Origin of the sequence: Pararoseomonas sp. SCSIO 73927 (assembly GCF_037040815.1) — a bacterium.
Classification (GTDB): Bacteria; Pseudomonadota; Alphaproteobacteria; order Acetobacterales; family Acetobacteraceae; genus Roseomonas.
In genome coordinates, this window is record NZ_CP146232.1 from 2,008,044 (window position 1) to 2,027,888 (window position 19,845).

Annotated in this window: 18 protein-coding genes; 9 read left to right on the plus strand and 9 right to left on the minus strand. The window is 73.0% G+C overall.

Translation table 11 applies throughout. The features are described 5' to 3' along the window. Positions 1 to 78: 78 nt before the first annotated feature. Complete coding sequence (locus VQH23_RS09535) at positions 79 to 1,254, minus strand: glycosyltransferase family 1 protein (RefSeq protein WP_338665402.1); 1,176 nt, start codon at positions 1,252 to 1,254, stop codon at positions 79 to 81. 624 nt (positions 1,255 to 1,878) lie between these two features. After that, positions 1,879 to 2,871 (minus strand): tripartite tricarboxylate transporter substrate binding protein, encoded by a 993-nt coding sequence (locus VQH23_RS09540; RefSeq protein ID WP_338665403.1) that lies wholly within the window; start codon positions 2,869 to 2,871, stop codon positions 1,879 to 1,881. A gap of 139 nt (positions 2,872 to 3,010) precedes the next feature. On the opposite strand from VQH23_RS09540, the gene guaD reads away from it, so the two are divergent. Continuing rightward, a complete protein-coding gene (gene guaD, locus VQH23_RS09545; RefSeq protein ID WP_338665404.1) occupies positions 3,011 to 4,330 on the plus strand; it encodes a guanine deaminase in 1,320 nt (439 codons plus the stop codon). Positions 4,331 to 4,683: 353 nt separating this feature from the next. Here the strand turns inward: guaD and VQH23_RS09550 are convergent, their stop codons facing one another. Continuing rightward, on the minus strand, positions 4,684 to 5,307 hold the full coding sequence (locus tag VQH23_RS09550) for a DUF992 domain-containing protein (protein WP_338665405.1): 624 nt from the start codon (positions 5,305 to 5,307) through the stop codon (positions 4,684 to 4,686). A gap of 44 nt (positions 5,308 to 5,351) precedes the next feature. Beyond that, positions 5,352 to 6,179, minus strand: a complete 828-nt coding sequence (locus VQH23_RS09555) for a methyltransferase domain-containing protein (protein ID WP_338665406.1) — start codon at positions 6,177 to 6,179, stop codon at positions 5,352 to 5,354. A gap of 54 nt (positions 6,180 to 6,233) precedes the next feature. On the opposite strand from VQH23_RS09555, the gene gloB reads away from it, so the two are divergent. The 4 genes from gloB to murJ all read left to right on the plus strand — a co-directional run bounded on the left by gloB (position 6,234) and on the right by murJ (position 10,112). After that, entirely contained in the window at positions 6,234 to 6,983 is a 750-nt protein-coding gene (gloB, locus tag VQH23_RS09560; RefSeq protein WP_338665407.1) for a hydroxyacylglutathione hydrolase, read from the plus strand. 7 nt (positions 6,984 to 6,990) lie between these two features. Then, positions 6,991 to 7,434, plus strand: a complete 444-nt coding sequence (locus VQH23_RS09565; protein WP_338665408.1) for a cupin domain-containing protein — start codon at positions 6,991 to 6,993, stop codon at positions 7,432 to 7,434. Positions 7,435 to 7,567: 133 nt separating this feature from the next. Further along, on the plus strand, positions 7,568 to 8,572 hold the full coding sequence (gene trpS / locus VQH23_RS09570) for a tryptophan--tRNA ligase (RefSeq protein ID WP_338665409.1): 1,005 nt from the start codon (positions 7,568 to 7,570) through the stop codon (positions 8,570 to 8,572). A 13-nt stretch (positions 8,573 to 8,585) separates the two neighbouring features. Beyond that, the gene (gene murJ / locus VQH23_RS09575; protein ID WP_338665410.1) at positions 8,586 to 10,112 is read left to right on the plus strand and encodes a murein biosynthesis integral membrane protein MurJ; all 1,527 of its coding nucleotides are present in this window, start codon (positions 8,586 to 8,588) and stop codon (positions 10,110 to 10,112) included. A 339-nt stretch (positions 10,113 to 10,451) separates the two neighbouring features. Here murJ and VQH23_RS09580 read toward each other — a convergent pair whose 3' ends face one another. Further along, positions 10,452 to 11,339 (minus strand): LysR family transcriptional regulator, encoded by an 888-nt coding sequence (locus VQH23_RS09580; RefSeq protein WP_338665411.1) that lies wholly within the window; start codon positions 11,337 to 11,339, stop codon positions 10,452 to 10,454. A 120-nt stretch (positions 11,340 to 11,459) separates the two neighbouring features. Here VQH23_RS09580 and VQH23_RS09585 point away from each other — a divergent pair, with 120 nt between their 5' ends. Genes VQH23_RS09585 through VQH23_RS09600 form a run of 4 tightly spaced genes read left to right on the plus strand, consistent with a single transcriptional unit; the run spans position 11,460 to position 15,152 of the window. Then, positions 11,460 to 11,894, plus strand: coding sequence for a cupin domain-containing protein (locus tag VQH23_RS09585; RefSeq protein WP_338665412.1), 435 nt, complete (start codon positions 11,460 to 11,462; stop codon positions 11,892 to 11,894). Next, positions 11,894 to 12,859, plus strand: coding sequence for a tripartite tricarboxylate transporter substrate binding protein (locus tag VQH23_RS09590; protein WP_338665413.1), 966 nt, complete (start codon positions 11,894 to 11,896; stop codon positions 12,857 to 12,859). The genes VQH23_RS09585 and VQH23_RS09590 overlap by 1 nt, the downstream gene beginning before the upstream one ends. A gap of 5 nt (positions 12,860 to 12,864) precedes the next feature. Next, entirely contained in the window at positions 12,865 to 14,001 is a 1,137-nt protein-coding gene (locus tag VQH23_RS09595; RefSeq protein ID WP_338665414.1) for a CoA transferase, read from the plus strand. Continuing rightward, positions 13,986 to 15,152 (plus strand): acyl-CoA dehydrogenase family protein, encoded by a 1,167-nt coding sequence (locus VQH23_RS09600; protein WP_338665415.1) that lies wholly within the window; start codon positions 13,986 to 13,988, stop codon positions 15,150 to 15,152. The genes VQH23_RS09595 and VQH23_RS09600 overlap by 16 nt, the downstream gene beginning before the upstream one ends. Position 15,153: 1 nt before the next feature. Here the strand turns inward: VQH23_RS09600 and VQH23_RS09605 are convergent, their stop codons facing one another. Genes VQH23_RS09605 through VQH23_RS09620 form a run of 4 tightly spaced genes read right to left on the minus strand, consistent with a single transcriptional unit; the run spans position 15,154 to position 19,813 of the window. After that, positions 15,154 to 16,128, minus strand: a complete 975-nt coding sequence (locus VQH23_RS09605) for a tripartite tricarboxylate transporter substrate binding protein (RefSeq protein WP_338665416.1) — start codon at positions 16,126 to 16,128, stop codon at positions 15,154 to 15,156. Positions 16,129 to 16,156: 28 nt separating this feature from the next. Next, positions 16,157 to 17,653: an aldehyde dehydrogenase gene (locus VQH23_RS09610; protein WP_338665417.1), complete on the minus strand. Its 1,497-nt coding sequence runs from the start codon at positions 17,651 to 17,653 to the stop codon at positions 16,157 to 16,159. A gap of 16 nt (positions 17,654 to 17,669) precedes the next feature. Beyond that, positions 17,670 to 19,277, minus strand: a complete 1,608-nt coding sequence (mdlC, locus tag VQH23_RS09615) for a benzoylformate decarboxylase (RefSeq protein WP_338665418.1) — start codon at positions 19,275 to 19,277, stop codon at positions 17,670 to 17,672. After that, positions 19,277 to 19,813: a MarR family transcriptional regulator gene (locus VQH23_RS09620; RefSeq protein WP_338665419.1), complete on the minus strand. Its 537-nt coding sequence runs from the start codon at positions 19,811 to 19,813 to the stop codon at positions 19,277 to 19,279. The genes mdlC and VQH23_RS09620 overlap by 1 nt, the downstream gene beginning before the upstream one ends. Between the last annotated feature and the right edge of the window lie 32 nt (positions 19,814 to 19,845).

A 19,845-nucleotide genomic window follows, 5' to 3' on the forward strand; every position in this document is an offset into this window, starting at 1 on the left:
GGAGCCTCAGGCTCCTGGCGGGGGTTCCAGGGGGCGGCGCCCCCTGGTCCCGGGCCCATCCGGCGCAGCATCCCCGCCTCAGCCCCGCGGAAGGGCGATCAGCGCGTCCCGCAGCTGGGTTGCGGAAGCGGCCCAGGACCATTTCGCGGCGTGGCGGCGGCAGGCCGCCCGGTCCGCGCCGAGGGCGGCGAGGCAGGCGGCGCGAAGGTCCTCGTCCAGGGCGCCCACGGTCTCGGTCGCGCCGCCGATCACGTCCAGCGGGCCGGCGACGGGGAAGGCCGCCACGGGGGTGCCGGTGGCCAGGGCTTCCAGCAGCACCAGGCCGAAGGTGTCGGTGCGGGAGGGGAAGACGAAGACGTCCGCCCCGGCATAGGCGGCGGCGAGGGATGTGCCTTCGCGGTAGCCGGTGAAGTGGGCCTCGGGGAAGCGGGCCTGGAGGGCGGCGCGGTGCGGGCCGTCGCCGACCACGACCTTGGATCCCGGGAGGTCGAGGGAGAGGAAGGCCTCGATGTTTTTCTCCACGGCGACGCGGCCGGCGTAGAGGAAGACGGGGCGGGGCAGGCCAGCCCAGGGGTCGCGCGGCGCGGTCGGGAAGCGGTCCAGGTCCACGCCGCGGGACCAGCGGCGCAGGTGGCGGAAGCCGCGGGAATCCAGCTCGCCCAGCAGCGAGGCGGTGGCGGCGAGGGTGTTGGCCGCCGGCGCGTGGAACCGGCGCAGCAACGCCCAGGAGAGGGCCTGGGGCACGCGGGCGCGAAGGTGCAGGTATTCCGGGAAGCGCGTGTGGAAGGAGGTGGTGAAGGGCCAGCCGCGGCGGCGGCACAGGGCGCGGGCGGCCCAGCCCAGGGGGCCTTCGGTGGCGATGTGGACGGCACTGGGCGCGAAGGCGTCCACCATGCGCGCGAAGCGGCGGCGGCCGACGAGGGCGAGGCGGATCTCGGCGTAGGAGGGCAGGGCGACGGTGCGGAAGCGTTCCGGCCCGATCACCTCCACCACGTCGCCGGCGCCGCGGAGGTGGTCGACCACGGTGGAGAGGGTGCGGACGACGCCGTTCACCTGGGGGCGCCAGGCGTCGGTCACGATGAGGATGCGCGCGGGGGAGACGGGGGCGGAGAGGCGGGCCGCCACCTCGCGCGCGTACCGGTGGGCGGCGTGGGCGGGGGCGGAGCCCTCTCCGGCGTTGCGGGCCAGCGGCTCTCCGGCGGCCGCGCGGCCCAGCGCGCCGAAGCCGGCCCTGGCGGAGGGGGTGGGCTGCATCAGCGGGGTTTCAGCCCGTGCCGGCCATGCGCGTCAGATCCCAAGCCGAGAGCTCCCCCCGTTGCCGCCGGGCCCCGTTCCGCTCCGTGGCCGCATCGACATCCCGGCCGTGTCCTTACGGGGGGGCGGGGGCGGACGGCGTGAACCTTGTGTGACCCGCGCGCGGCGCCGGACCGGACCTCGGGGGGCGGGGCGGGTCAGGGTGACGGGGGCGGGACGGAGGGCGCCGTCACGAAGCTTTCTCTGTCGGCCGGGCCAGAATGTCTTGCGCCCGATTCGGATGCACACATAGGTTAAGCCGCGAGCGCCGGTCTACGCGCCGATCGGAGAAACCCGGCGGGCTGCGAGCCTTCTCCGCGGCCTGCCGGGCATCCGCGCACTGTCTTCGCGTTCACCGATCCAGCATTCCCAGCCCGGAAGATGCCGCCGCGCCTCGCCTCGTCCGCGCAATCGTGGCATCGGAAATATCGCGACGGATCCGGTGTTTCCGGCGAAAACTTCATGTTGCGTAGAAGGTAAATTCAACTTAGGTTGCGCCTGCGCCGGTTCGCGCAACTTCCGATCGTAGAGTGCCCGGCGGGGCTCGGCCTTTTCCGATGGCCCGCCGGGTTGTTCCTACCGGGGCTATTCCGCCTTCAGGTCCAACTCCCGCACTTTGCGGCCCCAGAACTCGTACTCCTCCCGGATCGCCCTCCCGAAGTCGCCGCGCGGCTGCTCGGCCGCCACCTCCAGCCCGTCGCGCTCCAGGCTGCGGGCGAAGCGAGGGTCGCGGATGGCCTTGTTGGCCGCGGCTTCCAGGCGGCTCAGCTCCGCCTCCGGCGTGCCGGCCGGGGCGAAGATGCCGTGCCAGCCAAGGATGACGATCCCGGGCAGCCCGGCCTCCGACAGCGTCGGAACATCCGGCAGGGAGGGAAGGCGGTGGTCGCCCGTGACGGCGAGGGCGCGCAGCCGCCCGTCCCTGGCCAGCGGCACGGCGGGCGGCGGGGAGGAGAAGTTCATCGTCACGCGCCCGCCCACCACGTCCTGCAGGGCCGGCGCCGTGCCGCGGTAGGAGATGTGCTCCATCTCCACCCCGGCGGCCTCCGCGAAGAGGATGCCGGCGAGGTGATTGTTGGAGCCGACGCCGCCGGAGGAGAAGGTGAAGCCGGCGTTCGGGCGCTTGCCCGCCGCGATCAGCTCCTGGAGGTTCTTCGCCGGCACCTTGGGGTCGATCACCAGCACGTACTGGTAGGAGCTGGCCTTGGTGACGGGCGTGAGCGCCGTGGAGAGGTTGACCCGGTCGTTCCGCTGCAGGTGCGGGTTCACCACGATGTTGGTGGAGACGGCGAAGAGCAGGGTCGTGCCGTCCGGCCGCGCGCGGGCGACGGAGGTGGCGCCGACATGCCCGGCCGCGCCGCCGCGGTTCTCCACGATGACGTTCTGGCCGAGCCCCTCCATCAGGATGGGCGCGAGCTCCCGCGCCACGATGTCCGTCCCGCCGCCGGCGGCGTAGGGCACGACGAAGGTGATCGGGCGCCCCTGGCTGCCCTGGGCGGAGGCGCGCCCGGTCAGGGCCGGTGCTGCGAGGGGCGCCGCGAGGGGCGCGGCGAGAAGGGGCAGGACGTGGCGGCGGCGCATGGCGGCTTCCTTCCGGATTGTGTCCGAACTGGCCATGGAAGCGGCCGGCCGGCAAGCCGCCATCGGTGCCGCGCCTTCTCCCACGCCTTCAAGGATCGGTGCGCGGTGGCATGATGGGCCGGCAGCGAGGGAGCGCCGAGTGACCCAGCATCCCGGAGGAAGCGGCCTCGGCCTGCGCGGCCCCGCCCTGACCTTCCGCCACGATCCCTTCCGGGGGGATGCCGACACCGCGCTGGTCCACTGGCCCGACGCGCTGGTCGTGATGCGGGCCGGGATCATCGCCGGCTTCGGGGACCACGCCGCGGAGGGCCCCCGCCACCCGGCCGACCTGCCCGTGCACCACCACCCGGACGGGCTGATCCTGCCCGGCTTTGTGGACGCCCATGTCCACTACCCGCAGATGGAGATGGCCGGCTCCTACGGGGAGACGCTGCTGGACTGGCTGCGGCGCTACACCTTCCCCGCCGAGGCGCGCTTCGCCGAGCCCGCCCACGCCGCGCGGGTGGCGAAGGCCTTTCTCGCAGCCCTGCTGCGCGCCGGCACCACCACGGCCTGCGCCTACTGCACGGTGCATGAGCACTCGGCCGACGCCCTCTTCGCCGAGGCGGAGCGGCTGGGCATGCGGATCGCGGCCGGCAAGGTGCTGATGGACCGCAACGCGCCGGACGCGCTGCTGGACGGCCCCGACCACGGCATCCCTGCGACCCAGAGGCTGATCGACCGCTGGCACGGGCGCGGGCGGCTGCTCTACGCCATCACCCCGCGCTTCGCCCCCTCCTGCACGGACGAGGCCCTGCGGGCGGCCGGGCGGCTGTGGTGCGACAACCCCGGCACCCTGGTGCAGACCCATCTCTGCGAGACGGAGGCGGAGATGGCCTGGGTGCGGGAGCTGTTTCCCGCCGCCCCCTCCTACCTCGACGTGTACCGCGGCGCCGGGCTGGCCGGGCCGGGCGCGGTGATGGGCCACGCCGTCCACGTGACGGAAGGCGACCTGGCCGGGCTACGCGAGACGGGCTGCGGCGTGGCGCACTGCCCCAGCTCCAACCTCTTCCTCGGCAGCGGGCTCTTCCCTTTGCACGACACGACCGCCGCCGGGGTGCGGATAGGGCTGGGCAGCGACGTCGGCGCGGGCACGGGCCTCTCGACCCTCCGCACCCTCGGCGACGCCTACAAGGTCGCGCGGCTGCGCGGGGCGCGGCTGCACCCGGCCCAGGCCCTGTGGCTGGCCACGCGCGGCGGGGCGGAGGCGATGCGGCAGGAGCACCGGATCGGCACCCTGGCCCCCGGCATGGAAGCCGACCTGGTGGTGCTGGACCCGGCCGCCACCCCGGAACTGGCCCTGCGGACGGCGGGCGCGCGGGACCCGGTGGACCGGCTCTTCGCCCTCATGGCCCTGGGCGACGAGCGGGCGGTGCGGGCGACCTACGTGGCCGGGCGGCTGGCCTACGACCGGGGGTGAATCCGGCGGGGTCTTATTCTGCACTTTCGGGACCGGAGCGGGCGCCGCCCTCTCCGGACCTCACACCCGCCAAGGGCCTGAGGCCCTTGGAACCCCAGGGGGCTGCCGCGGGATTGAACGGAACCGGTGCGCCGAGGCCTGGGCGCCTCATCCCGCCCTTGCAGTCGCCTCGGGTCATCGACCCGAGGCGCACCGTCAACGAAGGATCTCCAAGTCGAAGAAGAAGATGATGGTGGGAGGTCCGGAGGGAGGAAGAATTCCTTCTTCCTCCCTCTGGCCACGGCGGGCCGGCAAAAGGCCGGAACAGGAACCCGCCGAAGGGATGAACCGGGGAGGCTGGACTTCCCCGCGGCTCAGCCGCCCGCGCGCAGCGTGATCTCGGCGATGCCGGCCGCCACGTTGAGGCCCGTGCTGCTCTCGATGGAGAGGGGCTGGAGGGCCACCTGGTCGCGGCTGCCGCCGATCAGGACGTTGCTGCCGAGGCCGAGGCCCGCCGAGACGTTGGAGGAGGCCCCGCCATAGGTGCCGGCGAGGCTGCCCGGGGCGATGTCCGGCCCGGTGTTCACCACCGTCCAGATCATGGTCCCGCGGCCGGTGAAGCCGATATCCACGCCGAAGCGGCGGATCTCGCCGCTGTAGCGCTCCGCGGGGCCGTTCGCCGGCTTGAACTCGCAGGACAGGTCCTTCGTCGAGCCGAAGACGAAGGAGATGCCGCCGGAGACGTCGCACTGCAGCTGGCCGACGCGGGTGTTGCCGGCCCTCTGTCCGGGCGGCGGGGTCATCACGGTGCCGGACTGCACCATGCCCGGCGGGATGGGCTGGCCGGGCTGCAGCACCACGCCCTGGCCGGGGATGACGGTGCCCGGGGCGACGGTGCCGGGGGGCGTGCCCGGCGGATTGGTCGTGGTGGTCTGGGCGAGGGCGGCGCCGCCGAAGGCGAGCAGGGCGGCTGCGGCGAAGGTAGCGGTACGCTTCATGGCATTTCTCCTCAGCTTTGGGCCGAGGTGGCGACGGGGGCCGTTCAGCTGGCCCCGGGCGCTTCCCCGGACGGGAGCGAAGAACGCGCCGTTGTTGCCGCGGCTTCATTGCCCAGATTTTGCCATGCTCCCTGCGGCAGGAGCTGGGGTGCCAGCACGCGGCGGGCGCGGGCTGGCGCGGCCTTTCGGCCGATGGGGGACAGCACGGATTTCCGGGCCTCGATCAGCGTCACGCCGCCGAACTGGGGGGCCAGGGCCTCGCCTGCCCTTTCCCAGAGCCGGGCGCCGCGCAGTAGGGGGCGGAAGGCGAAGGGCGGGACGAAGAGCGCGGCCTCCCGCCTCTCCACCGTGAACATGGCGCGCTCCAGCAGCCGGGCGAGCTGGCGGGGGGAGTAGGGCTGGCCGTGGCCGAAGGGGGTGTGCTCCAGGTGCGCCCAGACGGAGCGGCGGTTGGGCGCCACGGCGAGCAGCCGCCCTTCCGGCCGCAGCACGCGCCAGGCCTCCCGCAGCAGGCGCCGGGCGTTCTCCGCCCCTTCCAGCCCGTGGACGAGGAGGATCCGGTCGAAGCAGAGGTCGGGGAAGGGGAGGCGGTCCTCCTCCACCAGGGCGGTGGCGTTGCGGCCGTCCGGCGGCCAGGGCGGCAGGCCGCCCGTGCCCAGGGCCTCGGGCGAGGCGGAGACGAGGCGGGCGGCGCCGCGGCGCCAGAGGCGAAGATAGGGCCCGGCATGGCCGAGGCCGAGCACCTCCAGCCCCGTCAGTTCCGGCCAGGCGCGGCGCAGCCGCGCGCGCAGGATGCGGCGCGTGGTGGCGCCCAGCGGCGCCTCGTAGAAGCCCTGCAGCCCGCGGGCGGTGAAGTGGACCTCGGCGGCCATGCGTCCGATATAGGACCGCGAACACGGCCTGACACCAGCGGAGGAGCGCGGCGCATGATCAGCAGCGGGAACTGGACGATCCGGGCGGTGCCCAACCTCTCCGACAACTACGCCTGGCTGCTGCGGGACGAGGCCACCGGCACCGTGGCGCTCTGCGACCCCGGGGAGGCGGAGCCGAACCTGGCGGCGCTGCAGGACATGCCGGAGCCCGGCCGGCTGGACTGGGTGCTGCTGACCCACCACCACCCCGACCACATCGACGGCGTGGCGGAGGTGGTGGCCGCGACGGGGGCGAAGGTGCTGGGGGCCGCGGCCGACGGCCACCGGCTGCCGGCGCTGGACCTGTCCGTGCACCCCGGCGATTCGATCCCGCTGGGGAGCGGCACGATCGAGGTGCTGGATAGCCCGGGCCACACGATCGGGCATGTCGCGCTGTTCATCCCCGAGGCGCACGCGGTGCTGTGCGGCGACACCCTCTTCTCGCTCGGCTGCGGGCGGCTGCTGGAGGGGACGCCGGCCGACATGTTCCGCGCCCTGCGCCTGCTGGACGCGCTGCCCGGGGACACGCTGGTGCTCTGCGGCCACGAGTACACCGAGAGCAACGCCCGCTTCGCCCTGACGGTGGAGCCGGACAACGCCGCGCTACGGGCGCGGGCGGAGGAGGTGCGGGAGCAGCGCAAGGCCGGCCACCCCACCGTGCCGACCACCCTGGACGAGGAGCGTGCCACCAACCCCTTCCTGCGCGCCGGGGACGAAGCGACGCTGGCCGCGCGGCGGGCGGCGAAGGACGTGTTCAAGGGCTGACCGCCGCATGAACCTGCGCGACACCGGGCTGGCGGCGGCCGACATCGTCGCGGCCCTCGACCTGCGCCCCCACCCGGAGGGCGGGCACTACCGCGAGACCTGGCGCGATGCCCCGGCCGATGGCGGGCGGGGCGCGGGAACCTCCATCCTCTTCCTCCTCGCGGCCGGGGAGCGCAGCCACTGGCACCGGGTGGACGCGGCGGAGGGCTGGCACTGGCACGCCGGCGCACCTCTCCTCCTCCGCGTCTCGGACGGGAGCGCGCCGGAGGGGGTGCGGCTGGGGCCGGACCTCGCCGCCGGGGAGACGCCTTTCGCGATGGTTCCGCAGGGCCACTGGCAGGCGGCGGAGAGCCTGGGCGCCTGGACGCTGGTGGGCTGCACCGTCAGCCCCGCCTTCCTGTTCGATGGCTTCGAGATGGCGCCGCCGGGGTGGGAGCCGGGGCGAACATAGACGGGGCAAACGTAGACGGGGCGGAGGTAGAAGGGGCCGCCTTGACGCGGCGGGCCCGGGGCGGGACACCCGGGGCCCACCCCACGAAGCCCCCGGCGCTCCAACCGCCGGGCGGCCAGGAGCAACACCTCCCATGTCCCAGCGCGTCTTCTCGGGCATCCAGCCCTCGGGCGTTCCCACCCTCGGCAACTACCTTGGCGCGCTGCGCAACTGGGTGCCGATGCAGGACACGAACGAGTGCATCTTCTGCGTGGTGGACCAGCACGCCATCACGCAGTTCCAGGACCCGAAGGAGCTGACGCGCCAGACCCGCGACATGGCCGCCGCCCTGCTGGCCTGCGGGCTGGACCCGGAGCGCTGCATCCTCTTCGTGCAGTCCCATGTCCACGCGCACACGCGGCTGGCCTGGATCTTCAACTGCGTGGCCCGCATCGGCTGGCTCAACCGGATGACGCAGTTCAAGGACAAGGCGGGGAAGGACCGGGACAACGCGGGCGCCGGCCTCTACGTCTACCCGAACCTGATGGCCGCCGACATCCACGCCTACCACGCCACGCGCGTGCCGGTGGGCGAGGACCAGAAGCAGCACCTGGAGCTGGCGAACGACATCGCGGAGAAGTTCAACCACGACTACGGCGTGGAGTTCTTCCCGCACATCGACCCACACATCATGGGGATTGCGGCGCGGGTGATGAGCCTGCGCGACGGCACGAAGAAGATGAGCAAGTCGGACCCCTCCGACCAGTCGCGCATCAACCTGAACGACGACGCCGACACCATCGCCCTGAAGATCCGCCGCGCGAAGACGGATGCGGAGCCGCTGCCCTCCGAAATGCAGGGGCTGGAGGGGCGGCCGGAGGCGCGCAACCTCGTCGGCATCCTTGCGGCCATCACTGACACGACGCCGGAGGAGGTTCTGCGCGGGCACGGCGGCCAGGGCTTCGGCACCTTCAAGGGGGTGCTGGCCGACGCGCTGGTGGCGCACCTGACCCCCATCGCGGACGAGACGCGCCGCCTCCTGGCCGATCCCGGCGCGGTGGACGCGCTGCTGCGCCGCGGCGCGGACCGAGCGCGGGAGATCGCGGAGCCGATCGTGGCGAAGGCGGAGGAACTGGTCGGCTTCCTGCCGCCGCGCTGACCCTTTCCCGCCCATGCTGAAGAGCATCCTCACCGTCGGCGGCTGGACCATGGCCAGCCGCGTGCTCGGCTTCCTGCGGGATATGCTGATCGCCGCCTCGCTCGGCGCCGGGCCGGTGGCGGATGCCTTCTTCATCGCCCTGAAGCTGCCGAACCTCTTCCGGCGGCTCTTCGGAGAGGGCGCCTTCAACGCCGCCTTCGTCCCCGCCTTCGCCGCCACGCTGACGACCGAGGGCGCCGCCCAGGCCCGCTTCCTGGCCGAGCGCATGTCCACGCTGATGACGCTGTGGCTCTCCCTCCTCACGATCCTCGGCATGATCTTCATGCCGCAGGTGCTGACGGTGCTGGCCCCCGGCTTCGTGGACGAGCCGCTGCGCTTCGGCCTGGCGGTGGAGATGACCCGGATCACCTTCCCCTACCTGCTGCTGATCTGCCTCACCGCCCTCATCTCCGGCGTGCTGAACGGGCTGGACCGCTTCGGCGCGGCCGCCGGCGCGCCGGTGCTGTTCAACCTCCTCTCCATGGCCGCCCTTTTCGTCCTCACGCCAGTCGTGCCCACGCCCGGCCACGCGCTGGCCTGGGGCGTCACGGTTTCCGGCGCCGCGCAGCTCCTCCTCGTCTGGGTCGCCGCGGCGCGGGCGGGGATGCCGCTCCGCATCGTCTCCCTCCCGCGCATCACGCCGGAGGTGCGGCTCGTGCTGCGCCGGATGGTCCCCGGCCTCTTCGGGGCGGGCGTCACGCAGCTCAACCTCGCGGTGGACGTCATCATCGCCTCGCTTCTGCCCGCCGGCGCCGTCTCCTATCTCTACTACGCGGACCGGATCGGGCAGCTTCCGCTCGGCGTCATCGGCGCCGCCGTCGGCACGGCAATGCTGCCCCTGCTGGTGAAGCAGCTCCGCAGCGGCCGCCCGCTCTCCGCCCACCGCACGATGAACCGGGCGCTGGAGCTCTCCCTCGCCCTCTCCCTGCCCGCCGCCGCCGCGCAGGCCGTGCTGGCCTGGCCCATCATCTCCGCCCTCTTCGTCCGCGGCGCCTTCGGGGAGCTGGAGGCGGCCGCCACCTCCGTCGCCCTCGTCGCCTACGCGCTCGGCCTGCCCGCCTTCGTACTCGTGAAGGCCTTCGTGCCCGGCTTCTTCGCGCGCGGCGACACGGCGACGCCCGTGAAGGTCAGCCTCGTCATCGTCGCGCTGAACCTGGCACTGAACCTGATCCTCACCCGCTACCTCGCCCATGTCGGCATCGCGCTCGCCACCGGCCTCGCCGCCTGGGCCAACGTGATCGCCCTGGCCGTGCTGCTGCGCCGGCGCGGCCACTGGCGGCCGGACCGCCGCCTGCGCCGCCGCCTGCCGCGCCTGCTCATCGCCACACTCGCCATGGCCGTGGCCCTGCTGGCAATGCGGGCCGCACTGCCCGACCCCGGGGGATCGACGATGCGCCTCGCCTTCCTCGCGGCCTACGTCACCGTCGGGCTGGGCGTGTATTTCGGGCTGGCCCACGCCATCGGCGGGCTGCACCTCGGGGAGATCCGGCGCCGGCGGTAGGGCGGCTTCCCACGGGCTCGTTGCGCGCGCTCTGGGCTGTCCGGGACCCAAGGGGCTCCGCCCCCTAGACCCCCGCCAAGGGCCTGAGGCCCCTGGACCCCCTTCTGGCTACCGCCGCGCCGTCCTGACACGGGGTCTCTGCCTGACGGGCCTCCTACTGCCCTGGCAGTCGCCTCGGGTCATCGACCCGAGGCGCACCGTCAGCCGGGCAAAACCACCTACTAGAAAAAGATGATGGTGAGGGGTCCGGGGAGAGGAAGAACTCCTTCTTCCTCTCCCTGGCCACGGACCGGCAGCGAAGAACCCGACCAACCCTTGCTGGGATCGAGAGGTCGGGAGTCAGTCCTCCGCCTCGTCGCGCAGGGCTTCCACCAGCGCCTCGGCCGCGGGGGAGAGGGATCGGCCGGCGCGGTGCACCACCATGATGTCCCGCACCAGGTCGGGTTGGAGCGGACAGCGGGCCAGTTCCGGCGCCATGCGGAGTTCGACGGCCGTGGAGGGCAGGAGGGCGATGCCGAGCCCGGCCTGCGCCATGCCGATAAGGGAGCCGGTATGGACCGCCTGCTGGAAGGGCGAGAGGCGCAGGCCCTTCGCGGCGAAGGCGTCGTCCAGCACGCGCCAGACGGAGGTGTTGGATTCCAGCAGCAGCAGGTGTTCCCGCGCCAGGGCCTCCAGCGGGATGCGGCGGCGCGCGGCCAGGGGATGGTCCGCGGGCAGGATCGCCAGGATGCGGTCCTGGAACAGGGGTTCCCGCGCCAGGTCGGGGCCGGGGGGCGGGCCGCTGGCGATGCCGATATCCACCATGTCGGCCCGCACCATGTCGTGGATGCGGCCCGTCACCGCTTCCTGCAGCCGCACGCGCAGTTCCGGGTGGCGTTCGCGCATCCGCAGCATGGCGCGGGGCAGGGGGCCGGAGGCGACGGAGGGCAGGGCGGCCAGCCGCACCGTGCCGCGGCGGCGGGCGGCGAGGTCGCGCACGTTCTCCAGCGTGTGGTCGAGGTCGCGCAGCTGCACCTCCAGCACGCGGGCCAGCTCCGCCCCGGCCTCGGTCGGTTCCACCCCCTGTGGGGTGCGATCCAGCAGGCGCAGGCCGAGCGCGGCCTCCAGCCCGCGGATCTGCACGGTGAGGGCGGGCTGGGTGACGTGCAGCAGCCCGGCGGCGCGGGTGAAGGAGCGGTGGCGCGCGATGGCGAGGAAGGCGCGCAGGCCCTTGAGCGTCACGTCCATAAAGGGACCTTATCGGGTGAGAAGGACTTTTCAATTGCCTTATCGCCCGGCCGCTCCCAGCTTCTGCGGCACCGAACGAGAGAGCCCGCGCTAGCGGGCCGTTGGAGAGGACCAGTCCAGATGCCCGAGGCCCCGATCCCGGTGGCGGGGGCGCGCCGCTTCTTCCTGCGCGCCGAGGATGTCACCCCCTACAGCCCCGCCAACCACACCGGCACCAGCAACCGCCGCGTGATCGCGCCCGAGACGGTGGGATCGACGCAGATGGAGGTGCTGATCGGCACGATCGAGCGCGGCAACGGCGCGCTGCCGCACGCGCACCCGGCGCTGGAGCAGACCTGCTACTTCATGGAGGGCCGCGCGCGCGTGGAGGTGGGCGGCGAGACGCGCGATGTCGGCCCCGGCGACTTCTGCTTCTTCCCGATCGGGGTGGAGCACGTGGTGACCGTGACGAGCGAGGAGCCGCTGAAGCTCATGGTCATCTACGCGCCGCCCTATGGCGAGGATCCTGCCAAGGTGACGCGGCGCGCCACGGTCGGCAATGGAGGACATGGCTGATGCGTCGCCGCCTCCTTCTCGGCGCGGCGCTGGCGCTGCCCGCCATCCGCCCCGCCCTTGCCCAGGCCTGGCGCCCCACGCGCCCCATTACCATGGTGGTGCCCTTCGCTGCCGGCAGCGGCACGGATGCCGGCGCGCGCATCCTGGCGCAGGTGATGAGCGAGGCGCTGGGCGGCGCCAGCATCGTGGTGGACAACCGCGCGGGCGCCAACGGCTCCATCGCCGCGGGCTTCGTGGCGCGGGCGGAGCCGGACGGGCACACGATCTTCGTCACCACCAACACCACGCACTCCGCCAATCCTGCCCTGCTGAAGCACCTGGACTACGATCCGGTGGCGGATTTCGCACCGGTCGCGCGGGTGGGAAACCTGCCCTTCATGCTGGTGGTGGGGGAGGGATCGTCCGCGCGCGACGCGAAGTCCTTCCTCGACATGGCGCGGCAGCGGCGCGGGCAGATGACCTACGCCAGCGGCAACAGCACGGGCATCGTCTCCGGCGCCACCATGGCGCGGATGGCCGGCACGGAGATGCTGCACGTCCCCTACCGCTCCACCCCGCCCGCCATCACCGACGTGATCGCGGGGCGCGTGGACTGCATGTTCGTGGACATCGCGGCCGGGCTGGGCAACCTGCGCGCGGGCAAGCTGCGCAACCTCGGCATGACGACGAAGGAGCGCTCCGCTCTGTTGCCGGAGGCGCCGACCCTCTCGGAGGCGGCGCTGCCGGGCTTCGATATCACCTCCTGGAACGGCGTCTTCGCGCCGGCCCGCACGCCCGCGCCGGTGATCGAGGCGCTGAACGCCGCCATCCGCGGGCCGATCGGGCGGCCGGAGGTGAAGAAGCGCTTCGCCGATATCGGCTTCGACGCCTTCTCCGGCACGCCGGGCGAGCTGGGTGACTTCGTGAAGCAGCAGATCACCGTCTGGCGCGAGCTGGTCGAGGCCGCAGGCATTCCGAAGGAGTGACGGGCTTGCCTCTCCCGCTGGCCGGAATCCGCGTGCTGGACTGTTCGTCGGTTGTGATGGGCCCCTATGCCGCCCGCCTTCTCGCGGATCAGGGGGCGGAGGTGCTGAAGGTGGAGCCGCCGGAGGGCGACGTGCTGCGCCGCGCCGGCCAGGGCGGGGCGATGTTCGCGCACCTCAACCGCGGCAAGCGCGCGGTGGCGCTGGACCTGAAGGCGCCGGAGGGGAAGGCGACCCTGCGGCGGCTTGCGGAGGGCGCGGACGTGCTGCTGCACAACATGCGCGCCGATGCCGCCGCGCGGCTGGGCCTGACGCGCGATGCGCTGCGGGAGGCGAACCCGCGGCTTATCGTGGCAGGGGCGGTGGGCTACGGCGCGGGCGGCCCCTACGCCACGCGCCCGGCCTATGACGACCTGATCCAGGCGGCCAGCGGGCTGGCCGATGTCATGGGCCGCGCCTCCCCGGATGGCGAGCCGCGCTACGTGCCGCTGACGCTGAGCGACCGGGTGGTCGGCATCCAGCTCGCCCAGGCCGTCACCGCCGCGCTGTTTGCGCGGGAGCGGGGCGGGGAGGGGGCGGAGATCGAGGTGCCGATGTTCGAGACCTTCGCGGACCTCGTGCTGGGCGACCATCTCGGCGGTCTCAGCTTCGATCCGCCGCAGGGCGGGGCGCACTACCCCCGGCTGATGACGCCGCAACGCCGCCCCTACCGGACGCGGGACGGCCACATCGCCGTGCTCCTCTACAACGACGCCCACTGGCGCCGCTTCTTCCGCGCCGTGGGGCGCGAGGCGGAGATGGAGGCCGATCCCCGGCTGCGCGACCATGCCGGGCGCACCGCCAATTTCCACCATGCCTACGGGCTAGTGGGAGAGATCCTGGCAGGACGCGGCACGGCGGAGTGGCTGGACCTGCTCTGCGGCCTGGATATTCCGGCGGCGCCGGTGAACAGCGTGGAGGCGCTGCTGGAAGACCCGCACCTGCGCGCGGTGGGCTACTGGCGGGAAGCGGCGATGCCGGATGGAGGCACGCTGCGCTCCACCGCGCCGGTGGGGCACTGGGCCGGGCAGGAGGAGGCGCCGCTGCGGCCGCCGCCCGCGCTGCCGGGGAATGGCGACGAGGAGATCGCATGGACTTCGCGCTGACCGAGGAGCAGGAGGCGGTCCGTGAGGCTGTCTCCCGCATCTGCGCCCGCTTCGGGGACGACTACTGGCTGGAGCGCGACCACACGGGCGAGTTCCCCGTGGAACTGCACCAGGCGCTGGCCTCCGACGGCTGGCTGGGCATCTGCATGCCGGAGGAGTTCGGCGGCGCGGGTCTCGGCATCACCGAGGCCGCGATCATGATGCAGGCCATCTCGCAATCCGGCGCGGGGATGAGCGGGGCGTCCGCCGTGCACATGAACATCTTCGGGCTGCAGCCCGTGGTGGTCTTCGGCACGGACGACCAGCGCCGCCGCATGCTGCCGCCGCTGATCGCAGGGAAGGAGCGCGCCTGCTTCGCGGTGACGGAGCCGAACACGGGGCTGGACACCACGCGCCTTCGCACGCGGGCGGAGCGCCAGGGCAGCAAGTACGTGGTGAACGGGCAGAAGGTCTGGATCTCCACCGCCGGCGTCGCGGAGAAGATCCTGATCCTGGCGCGCACCACGCCGCTAGAGGATGTGCGGAAGCCGACCCAGGGGCTTTCCCTGTTCTACACCGACCTCGACCGCTCCCGGATCGAAGTGCGCCCGATCGACAAGATGGGCCGGAAGGCCGTGGATTCGAACCAGGTCTTCTTCGACAACCTGGAAGTGCCGGAAGAGGACCGCATCGGCGAGGAGGGGCGCGGCTTCGAGTACATCCTGCACGGGCTGAACCCCGAGCGCATCCTGATCGCCGCCGAGGCGCTGGGCCTGGGCTTCGTCGCGATCGAGCGCGCGGCGCAGTACGCCAGGGACCGCGTGGTGTTCGGGCGGCCCATCGGCCAGAACCAGGCAATCCAGCACCCGCTGGCGGAGTGCTGGATGCGGCTGGATTCCGCGCGCCTCAGCGTGATGCAGGCGGCCTGGCGCTACGACAAGGGAATGTCCTGCGGCGCCGAGGCCAACATGGCAAAGTATCTTGCGGCGGAAGCGGGCTTCGCGGCCTGCCAGCAGGCGGTGATGACGCATGGCGGCTTCGGCTATGCGAAGGAGTACCACGTGGAGCGCTACATGCGGGAGGTGATGATCCCCCGCATCGCGCCCGTCAGCCCGCAGCTCATCCTCTGCTTCATCGCGGAGAAGGTGCTGGGGCTGCCGAAGTCGTACTGACCTAGTCCGCCCGGATGTTCGCCCGCTTGATCACCGGCTCCAGCGTGCGCTTCTCTTCCTCGATCAGGGCCGCGAAGGCGCGCGGGCCCTGGCCGCCGAGGAGGGTGCCCTGCTCCGCCAGCCGGCCGCCGATGGCCGGGTCCTTCAGGGCGGTGGCCACGGCCTCCGCCACGGCGTTGACGATGGCGTCCGGCGTGCCCGCGGGGGCGGCCATGCCGAAGGCGGTGCCGAAGCGGAAGTTCACGCCCGCCTCGGCCGTGGTGGGAACCTCCGGCAGCTGGGGCAGGCGGCTCTCCGTCGCCACGGCCAGGGCGCGCACGCCGTTGCCGCGGATCTGCGACAGGATGTTCGGCACGTTGTCGATGACGAGGTCGATGTTGCCGGAGACGAGGTCCGTCACGGCGGGCGCGGCGCCGCGGTAGGGAACGTGCTGGATGTCCGTGCCGGTCGCGCCCCTGAACAGCTCCAGCGCGAGGTGAAGGCTGCTGCCGGAGCCCGCGGAGCCGGCGGTGAGCTGCCCGGGCCTCTCCTTCGCCGCCGCCACCAGCTCGCCCAGGCTGCGCCAGGGGCGGTTGTTCGCCACGCAGATCACCTTCGGCGTGGTGGCCAGCAGGGTGATCGGCGCGAAGGCGGCGTTGGTGTCGTAGGGCATGGAGGAGTAGATGAACTGGTTGACCGCCAGCGGCCCCATGGAGGCGGCGAGCAGGGTGTAGCCGTCCGGCGCCGCCTTCGCGACGAGGTCCGCGCCGATGTTGCCGCCCGCGCCGGCCCGGTTGTCCACCACGAAGGGCTGGCCCATCCGCGCGGCGAGGGATTGCGAGACGGAGCGCGCGAGGAGGTCCACCAGCCCGCCCGGCGGGAAAGGGACGACGATGCGGACGGGCTTGGTCGGGTAGGAACCCTGCGCGCGGAGCGAGGGCGCCGCGAGCAGGGCCGGCACGGCGGCGAGCGCCGCCCGGCGGGTGATGGTGGCCATTTCTTGTTGTTCCCTCCTGGTCCGGTGCTCAGTGCGCGCCCGGTGTCGCGGGCGGCGGCGCCTTGGCGGCGGGCGGGAAGGGGTACTGGCCGGGCTGGGTCTCCACGGTGATCCAGCGCAGCTCCGTGAACTCCGCGATGCCGGCGCGCCCGCCGAAGCGGCCGTAGCCGCTGGCCTTGGTGCCGCCGAAGGGCATCTGCGCCTCGTCGTGCACGGTGGGGCCGTTCACGTGGCAGATTCCGCTCTCGATCCGCTGCGCGATGGCGATGCCGCGCGCCACGTCCTTGGTGAAGACGGCGGCCGAGAGCCCGTACTCGCTGTCGTTCGCCACCCGCACCGCCTCCTCGGCGTCCGCCACGCGGATCATGGCGACGACGGGGCCGAAGGATTCCTCGGCGTACAACGCCATCTCGGGCGTCACGCGGTCCACGATGGCCGCCGGCATGATCGTGCCCTGGCGCGCGCCGCCGCCGTGCAGGGTTGCGCCCTTGCCGGTGGCGTCGGCGATGAGACCCTCCACCTTCACGGCCGAGGCCTCGTCCACCACGGAGCCGAGGAAGACGTTGCCGGTGCGCGGATCGCCCACGGGCAGGGTCCCGACGAAATCGGCCAGGCGGCGCACGAACTCGTCCGCCACGCTCTCCACCACCACCAGCCGCTCGGTGGACATGCAGATCTGGCCCTGGTTCATGAAGGCACCGAAGGCGGCGGCCTTCACCGCCTCGTCCAGGTCCGCATCCTCCAGCACGATCATCGGGGCCTTGCCGCCGAGCTCCAGCAGAACGGGCTTCAGGTGCTTCGCCGCGTGCATGGCGACGATGCGGCCGACCTTGGTGGAGCCGGTGAAATTGATCCGGCGTACGGCCTTGTGGGCGATCATCGCCTCCACCACCGCCGGCGCGTCGGTGGCGGAGTGGGTGACGACGTTCACCACGCCCGGCGGCACCCCGCCATCGCGCAGCGCCTGGGCGATGAGGCTGTGGGTTCCCGGGCAGGTCTCGCTGGCCTTCAGCACCACGGTGTTGCCGCAGGCGAGCGGCAGGGCGAGGGCGCGGACACCGAGGATGACGGGCGCGTTCCAGGGCGCCATGCCCAGCACAACGCCCACCGGCGCGCGGATCGCCATGGCGAGGCAGCCCGGCTTGTCGGAGGGAATGACCTCGCCCGTGGTCTGGGTGGTCATCGCCGCCGCTTCCCGCAGCATGCCGGCGGCGAGGTGGACGTTGAAGCCGGCCCAGCCGGCGGTGGCGCCGATCTCCTCCGCCATCAGGCGTATGAACTCCGGCGCCTTCGCGGCCAGGGCATCGGCGGCCTTCAGCAGGATGGCGCGGCGGGCATTCGGCCCGAGCTTGGACCAGGCGGGGAAGGCGGCGGCGGCCGCGTCGCAGGCGGCCCCCGCATCCGCCACCGTCGCGGCGGCGGCGCGGGTGGCCACCTCGCCCGTCACGGGGTTGCGGCGCTCGAAGACCGCCTCTCCCGTCGCGGGGCGGTCGGTCTCACCGATGATCAGCGGCACGTCCAGCATGGCGTTCTCTCCTCCTTCAGTGCTTGTCGTAGAGGTTGGCGATGGCGCCATCGACGGCGACCTCCACCAGCATCGGCCCATCGGCCGAGAAGGCCTCGGCCAGCGCGGCATCCAGCTCCTCCGGCGTGCTCACGGCGCGCCCCGGGCAGCCCATGCCGCGGGCGGTGGCGACGAAGTCCAGCCCCGGCAGGTCGATCCCCGGCGCGTCCCGCACCTGCAGCACGCGGGAGAAGGAGCGCATGGCGCCGTAGCCCGCGTTGTTCATCACGATCACCGCCATCGGCAGCCGCTCCTGCACCGCCGTCCACAGCGCCTGGGGCGAGTACATGAAGGAGCCGTCGCCGATGAGGCAGGCCACGCGCCGGCGCCCCCCGAGCGCGACGCCCACGGCGCCGGGCAGGCTGTAGCCCAGCCCGCCGCTGGCCATGGTGTAGAACCCGCCCCAATCGCGGACCGGCAGGTGCCCGTTCATCGCCGGCCGGTGGGAGGGCGCCTCCTCCACCAGCACCGTGCCGGGCGGCATGGCCTGCCCCAGGCGGTGCAGCACGTAGGCGGCGTTGAGCGGGCTGGAGGCGGCGGGCGGCGCCGGGCGCTGCCGCGGCGCGGGCCAGGGGCGCCCCTCCTCCGGCAACAGGGCGGCCAGGGCCGGCAGGCCCAGCCGCAGGCTGCCCAGCACCGAGGTGCCGGCCGGCGCGGAGGCGGCGGTCTCCAGATCCGTCGTCATGTGCAGGATGGGGATGCCGGAGCGGAACAGCGCGCACTCGCCCGTCACGTGGAAGGTGAAGACGGGCGCGCCGATCACCAGCACCAGATCGTGCCCGATCAGCGTGTCGCTCACCTGCTGCGGCGCCGCGTGCAGGTGCCCGGCGTGCAGCGCGTGGTCCTCGGGGAAGGAGAGGCGGGAGGAGAAGGGGCTCGTCCAGACCGGCGCGCCCATGCGCTCTGCCAGCGCCACCAGGGCGGGGCCCGCGCCTTCTGCGTCCACCTCCGGCCCCACCACCAGCACGGGGCGGCGCGCGGCGGCGATCAGGCGCGCCGCCTCCGCCAGCGCGGCGGGATCGGGCGCCGTGTCGGGGAACCAGGCACGGGGCAGCACCGGCGTGCAGGGGGCGGACCAGTCATCGGAGGGGATGGAGACGAAGGTCGGGCCATAAGGGCGCGTGGTGGCGATGCGGTGCGCCTGGGCGATGGCCGCCGGCACGTCCTCCGCCCGCGCGGGCTCGATGGAGAACTTGACGTAGGGCTTGGGAAACTGCGGTGCCTCGGTGGCGCCGAGGAAGGGGAAGTTCGGCAGCAGCGCGCGCGCCTGCTGCCCCGCCGTGATCACCATCGGCGCCGCGTTCTTCTGCGCCGTGAACAGGTTGCCCAGCGCGTGCCCCACCCCCGCCGCGGAGTGCAGGTTCACGAAGGCGCAGCGCCCGGTGGCGCGGGCGTAGCCGTCCGCCATCCCCACCACGCTGGCCTCCTGCAGCCCCAGCACGTAGCGGATGTCGGCGGGCCAGCGATCGAGAAAGGGCAGCTCCGTGGAGCCAGGATTCCCGAACACAGTGTCGACGCCTAAGCCCCGCAGCAGGGCGAAGGTCGCCTCGCGCACCGTCATGCGCGCCGTGGTGTTGCCGTCCATCATTCGTCTTCCGGTTCCAGCCCCTGGTTGAGGCGTCGCAGCGCGTCGAGCAGGGCGCCGCGCATCTCCGTCCCCACCAGCGCGTCCAGTTGCGCGTCGTGCGCGGCCGCATGCGTGGCGAGGATGGAGAGCGCCTCCTCTCCCGCAGGCGTCAGGGTCAGGGCGTAGCTGCGCCGGTCCGTCGTGGAGCGGCCGCGGCGGATCAGCCCCGCCCGCTCCATCTCCGCCAGGCGCGGGGTTAGGGTGGACTTGTCCCGCCCCACGGCACTGCCGAGCGCGGTCTGGGACAGGCCGGGATTCTCGTGGATCACTGCCAGGGTGGCGAAGAAGCCGGGCTTGAGGCCGGATGCCCCGGTACGGCGCGCGAAGGCCGCGAACGACGCCTCCTGCGCGAGGCGAAGATGAAAGCCCAACGCCTCCCCCAAGGGGCCGAGGCGCAGCGCGGGCGCGCCGCCCGGCAGCACGCGCAGGCGCGGCGCATCCCCGGCGGCCGGACGCGGGGCACGGCTCTGCGCGGACCGCGATGGTTGGGCCACGGAATCGCTCCTCCAGTCACCGGCGCATCCTG

What these genes read in the sequence shown, in the direction of transcription:
- VQH23_RS09610 (WP_338665417.1), bottom strand. Translation starts at nt 17,653, where the DNA reads ATGCTGGACGTGCCGCTGATCATCGGTGAGACCGACCGCCCCGCGACG.
- VQH23_RS09580 (WP_338665411.1), bottom strand. Translation starts at nt 11,339, where the DNA reads ATGGACGTGACGCTCAAGGGCCTGCGCGCCTTCCTCGCCATCGCGCGC.
- murJ (WP_338665410.1), top strand. Translation starts at nt 8,586, where the DNA reads ATGCTGAAGAGCATCCTCACCGTCGGCGGCTGGACCATGGCCAGCCGC.
- trpS (WP_338665409.1), top strand. Translation starts at nt 7,568, where the DNA reads ATGTCCCAGCGCGTCTTCTCGGGCATCCAGCCCTCGGGCGTTCCCACC.
- VQH23_RS09600 (WP_338665415.1), top strand. Translation starts at nt 13,986, where the DNA reads ATGGACTTCGCGCTGACCGAGGAGCAGGAGGCGGTCCGTGAGGCTGTC.
- VQH23_RS09585 (WP_338665412.1), top strand. Translation starts at nt 11,460, where the DNA reads ATGCCCGAGGCCCCGATCCCGGTGGCGGGGGCGCGCCGCTTCTTCCTG.
- gloB (WP_338665407.1), top strand. Translation starts at nt 6,234, where the DNA reads ATGATCAGCAGCGGGAACTGGACGATCCGGGCGGTGCCCAACCTCTCC.
- VQH23_RS09535 (WP_338665402.1), bottom strand. Translation starts at nt 1,254, where the DNA reads ATGCAGCCCACCCCCTCCGCCAGGGCCGGCTTCGGCGCGCTGGGCCGC.
- mdlC (WP_338665418.1), bottom strand. Translation starts at nt 19,277, where the DNA reads ATGGACGGCAACACCACGGCGCGCATGACGGTGCGCGAGGCGACCTTC.
- VQH23_RS09550 (WP_338665405.1), bottom strand. Translation starts at nt 5,307, where the DNA reads ATGAAGCGTACCGCTACCTTCGCCGCAGCCGCCCTGCTCGCCTTCGGC.
- VQH23_RS09555 (WP_338665406.1), bottom strand. Translation starts at nt 6,179, where the DNA reads ATGGCCGCCGAGGTCCACTTCACCGCCCGCGGGCTGCAGGGCTTCTAC.
- VQH23_RS09540 (WP_338665403.1), bottom strand. Translation starts at nt 2,871, where the DNA reads ATGCGCCGCCGCCACGTCCTGCCCCTTCTCGCCGCGCCCCTCGCGGCG.
- VQH23_RS09590 (WP_338665413.1), top strand. Translation starts at nt 11,894, where the DNA reads ATGCGTCGCCGCCTCCTTCTCGGCGCGGCGCTGGCGCTGCCCGCCATC.
- VQH23_RS09565 (WP_338665408.1), top strand. Translation starts at nt 6,991, where the DNA reads ATGAACCTGCGCGACACCGGGCTGGCGGCGGCCGACATCGTCGCGGCC.
- VQH23_RS09605 (WP_338665416.1), bottom strand. Translation starts at nt 16,128, where the DNA reads ATGGCCACCATCACCCGCCGGGCGGCGCTCGCCGCCGTGCCGGCCCTG.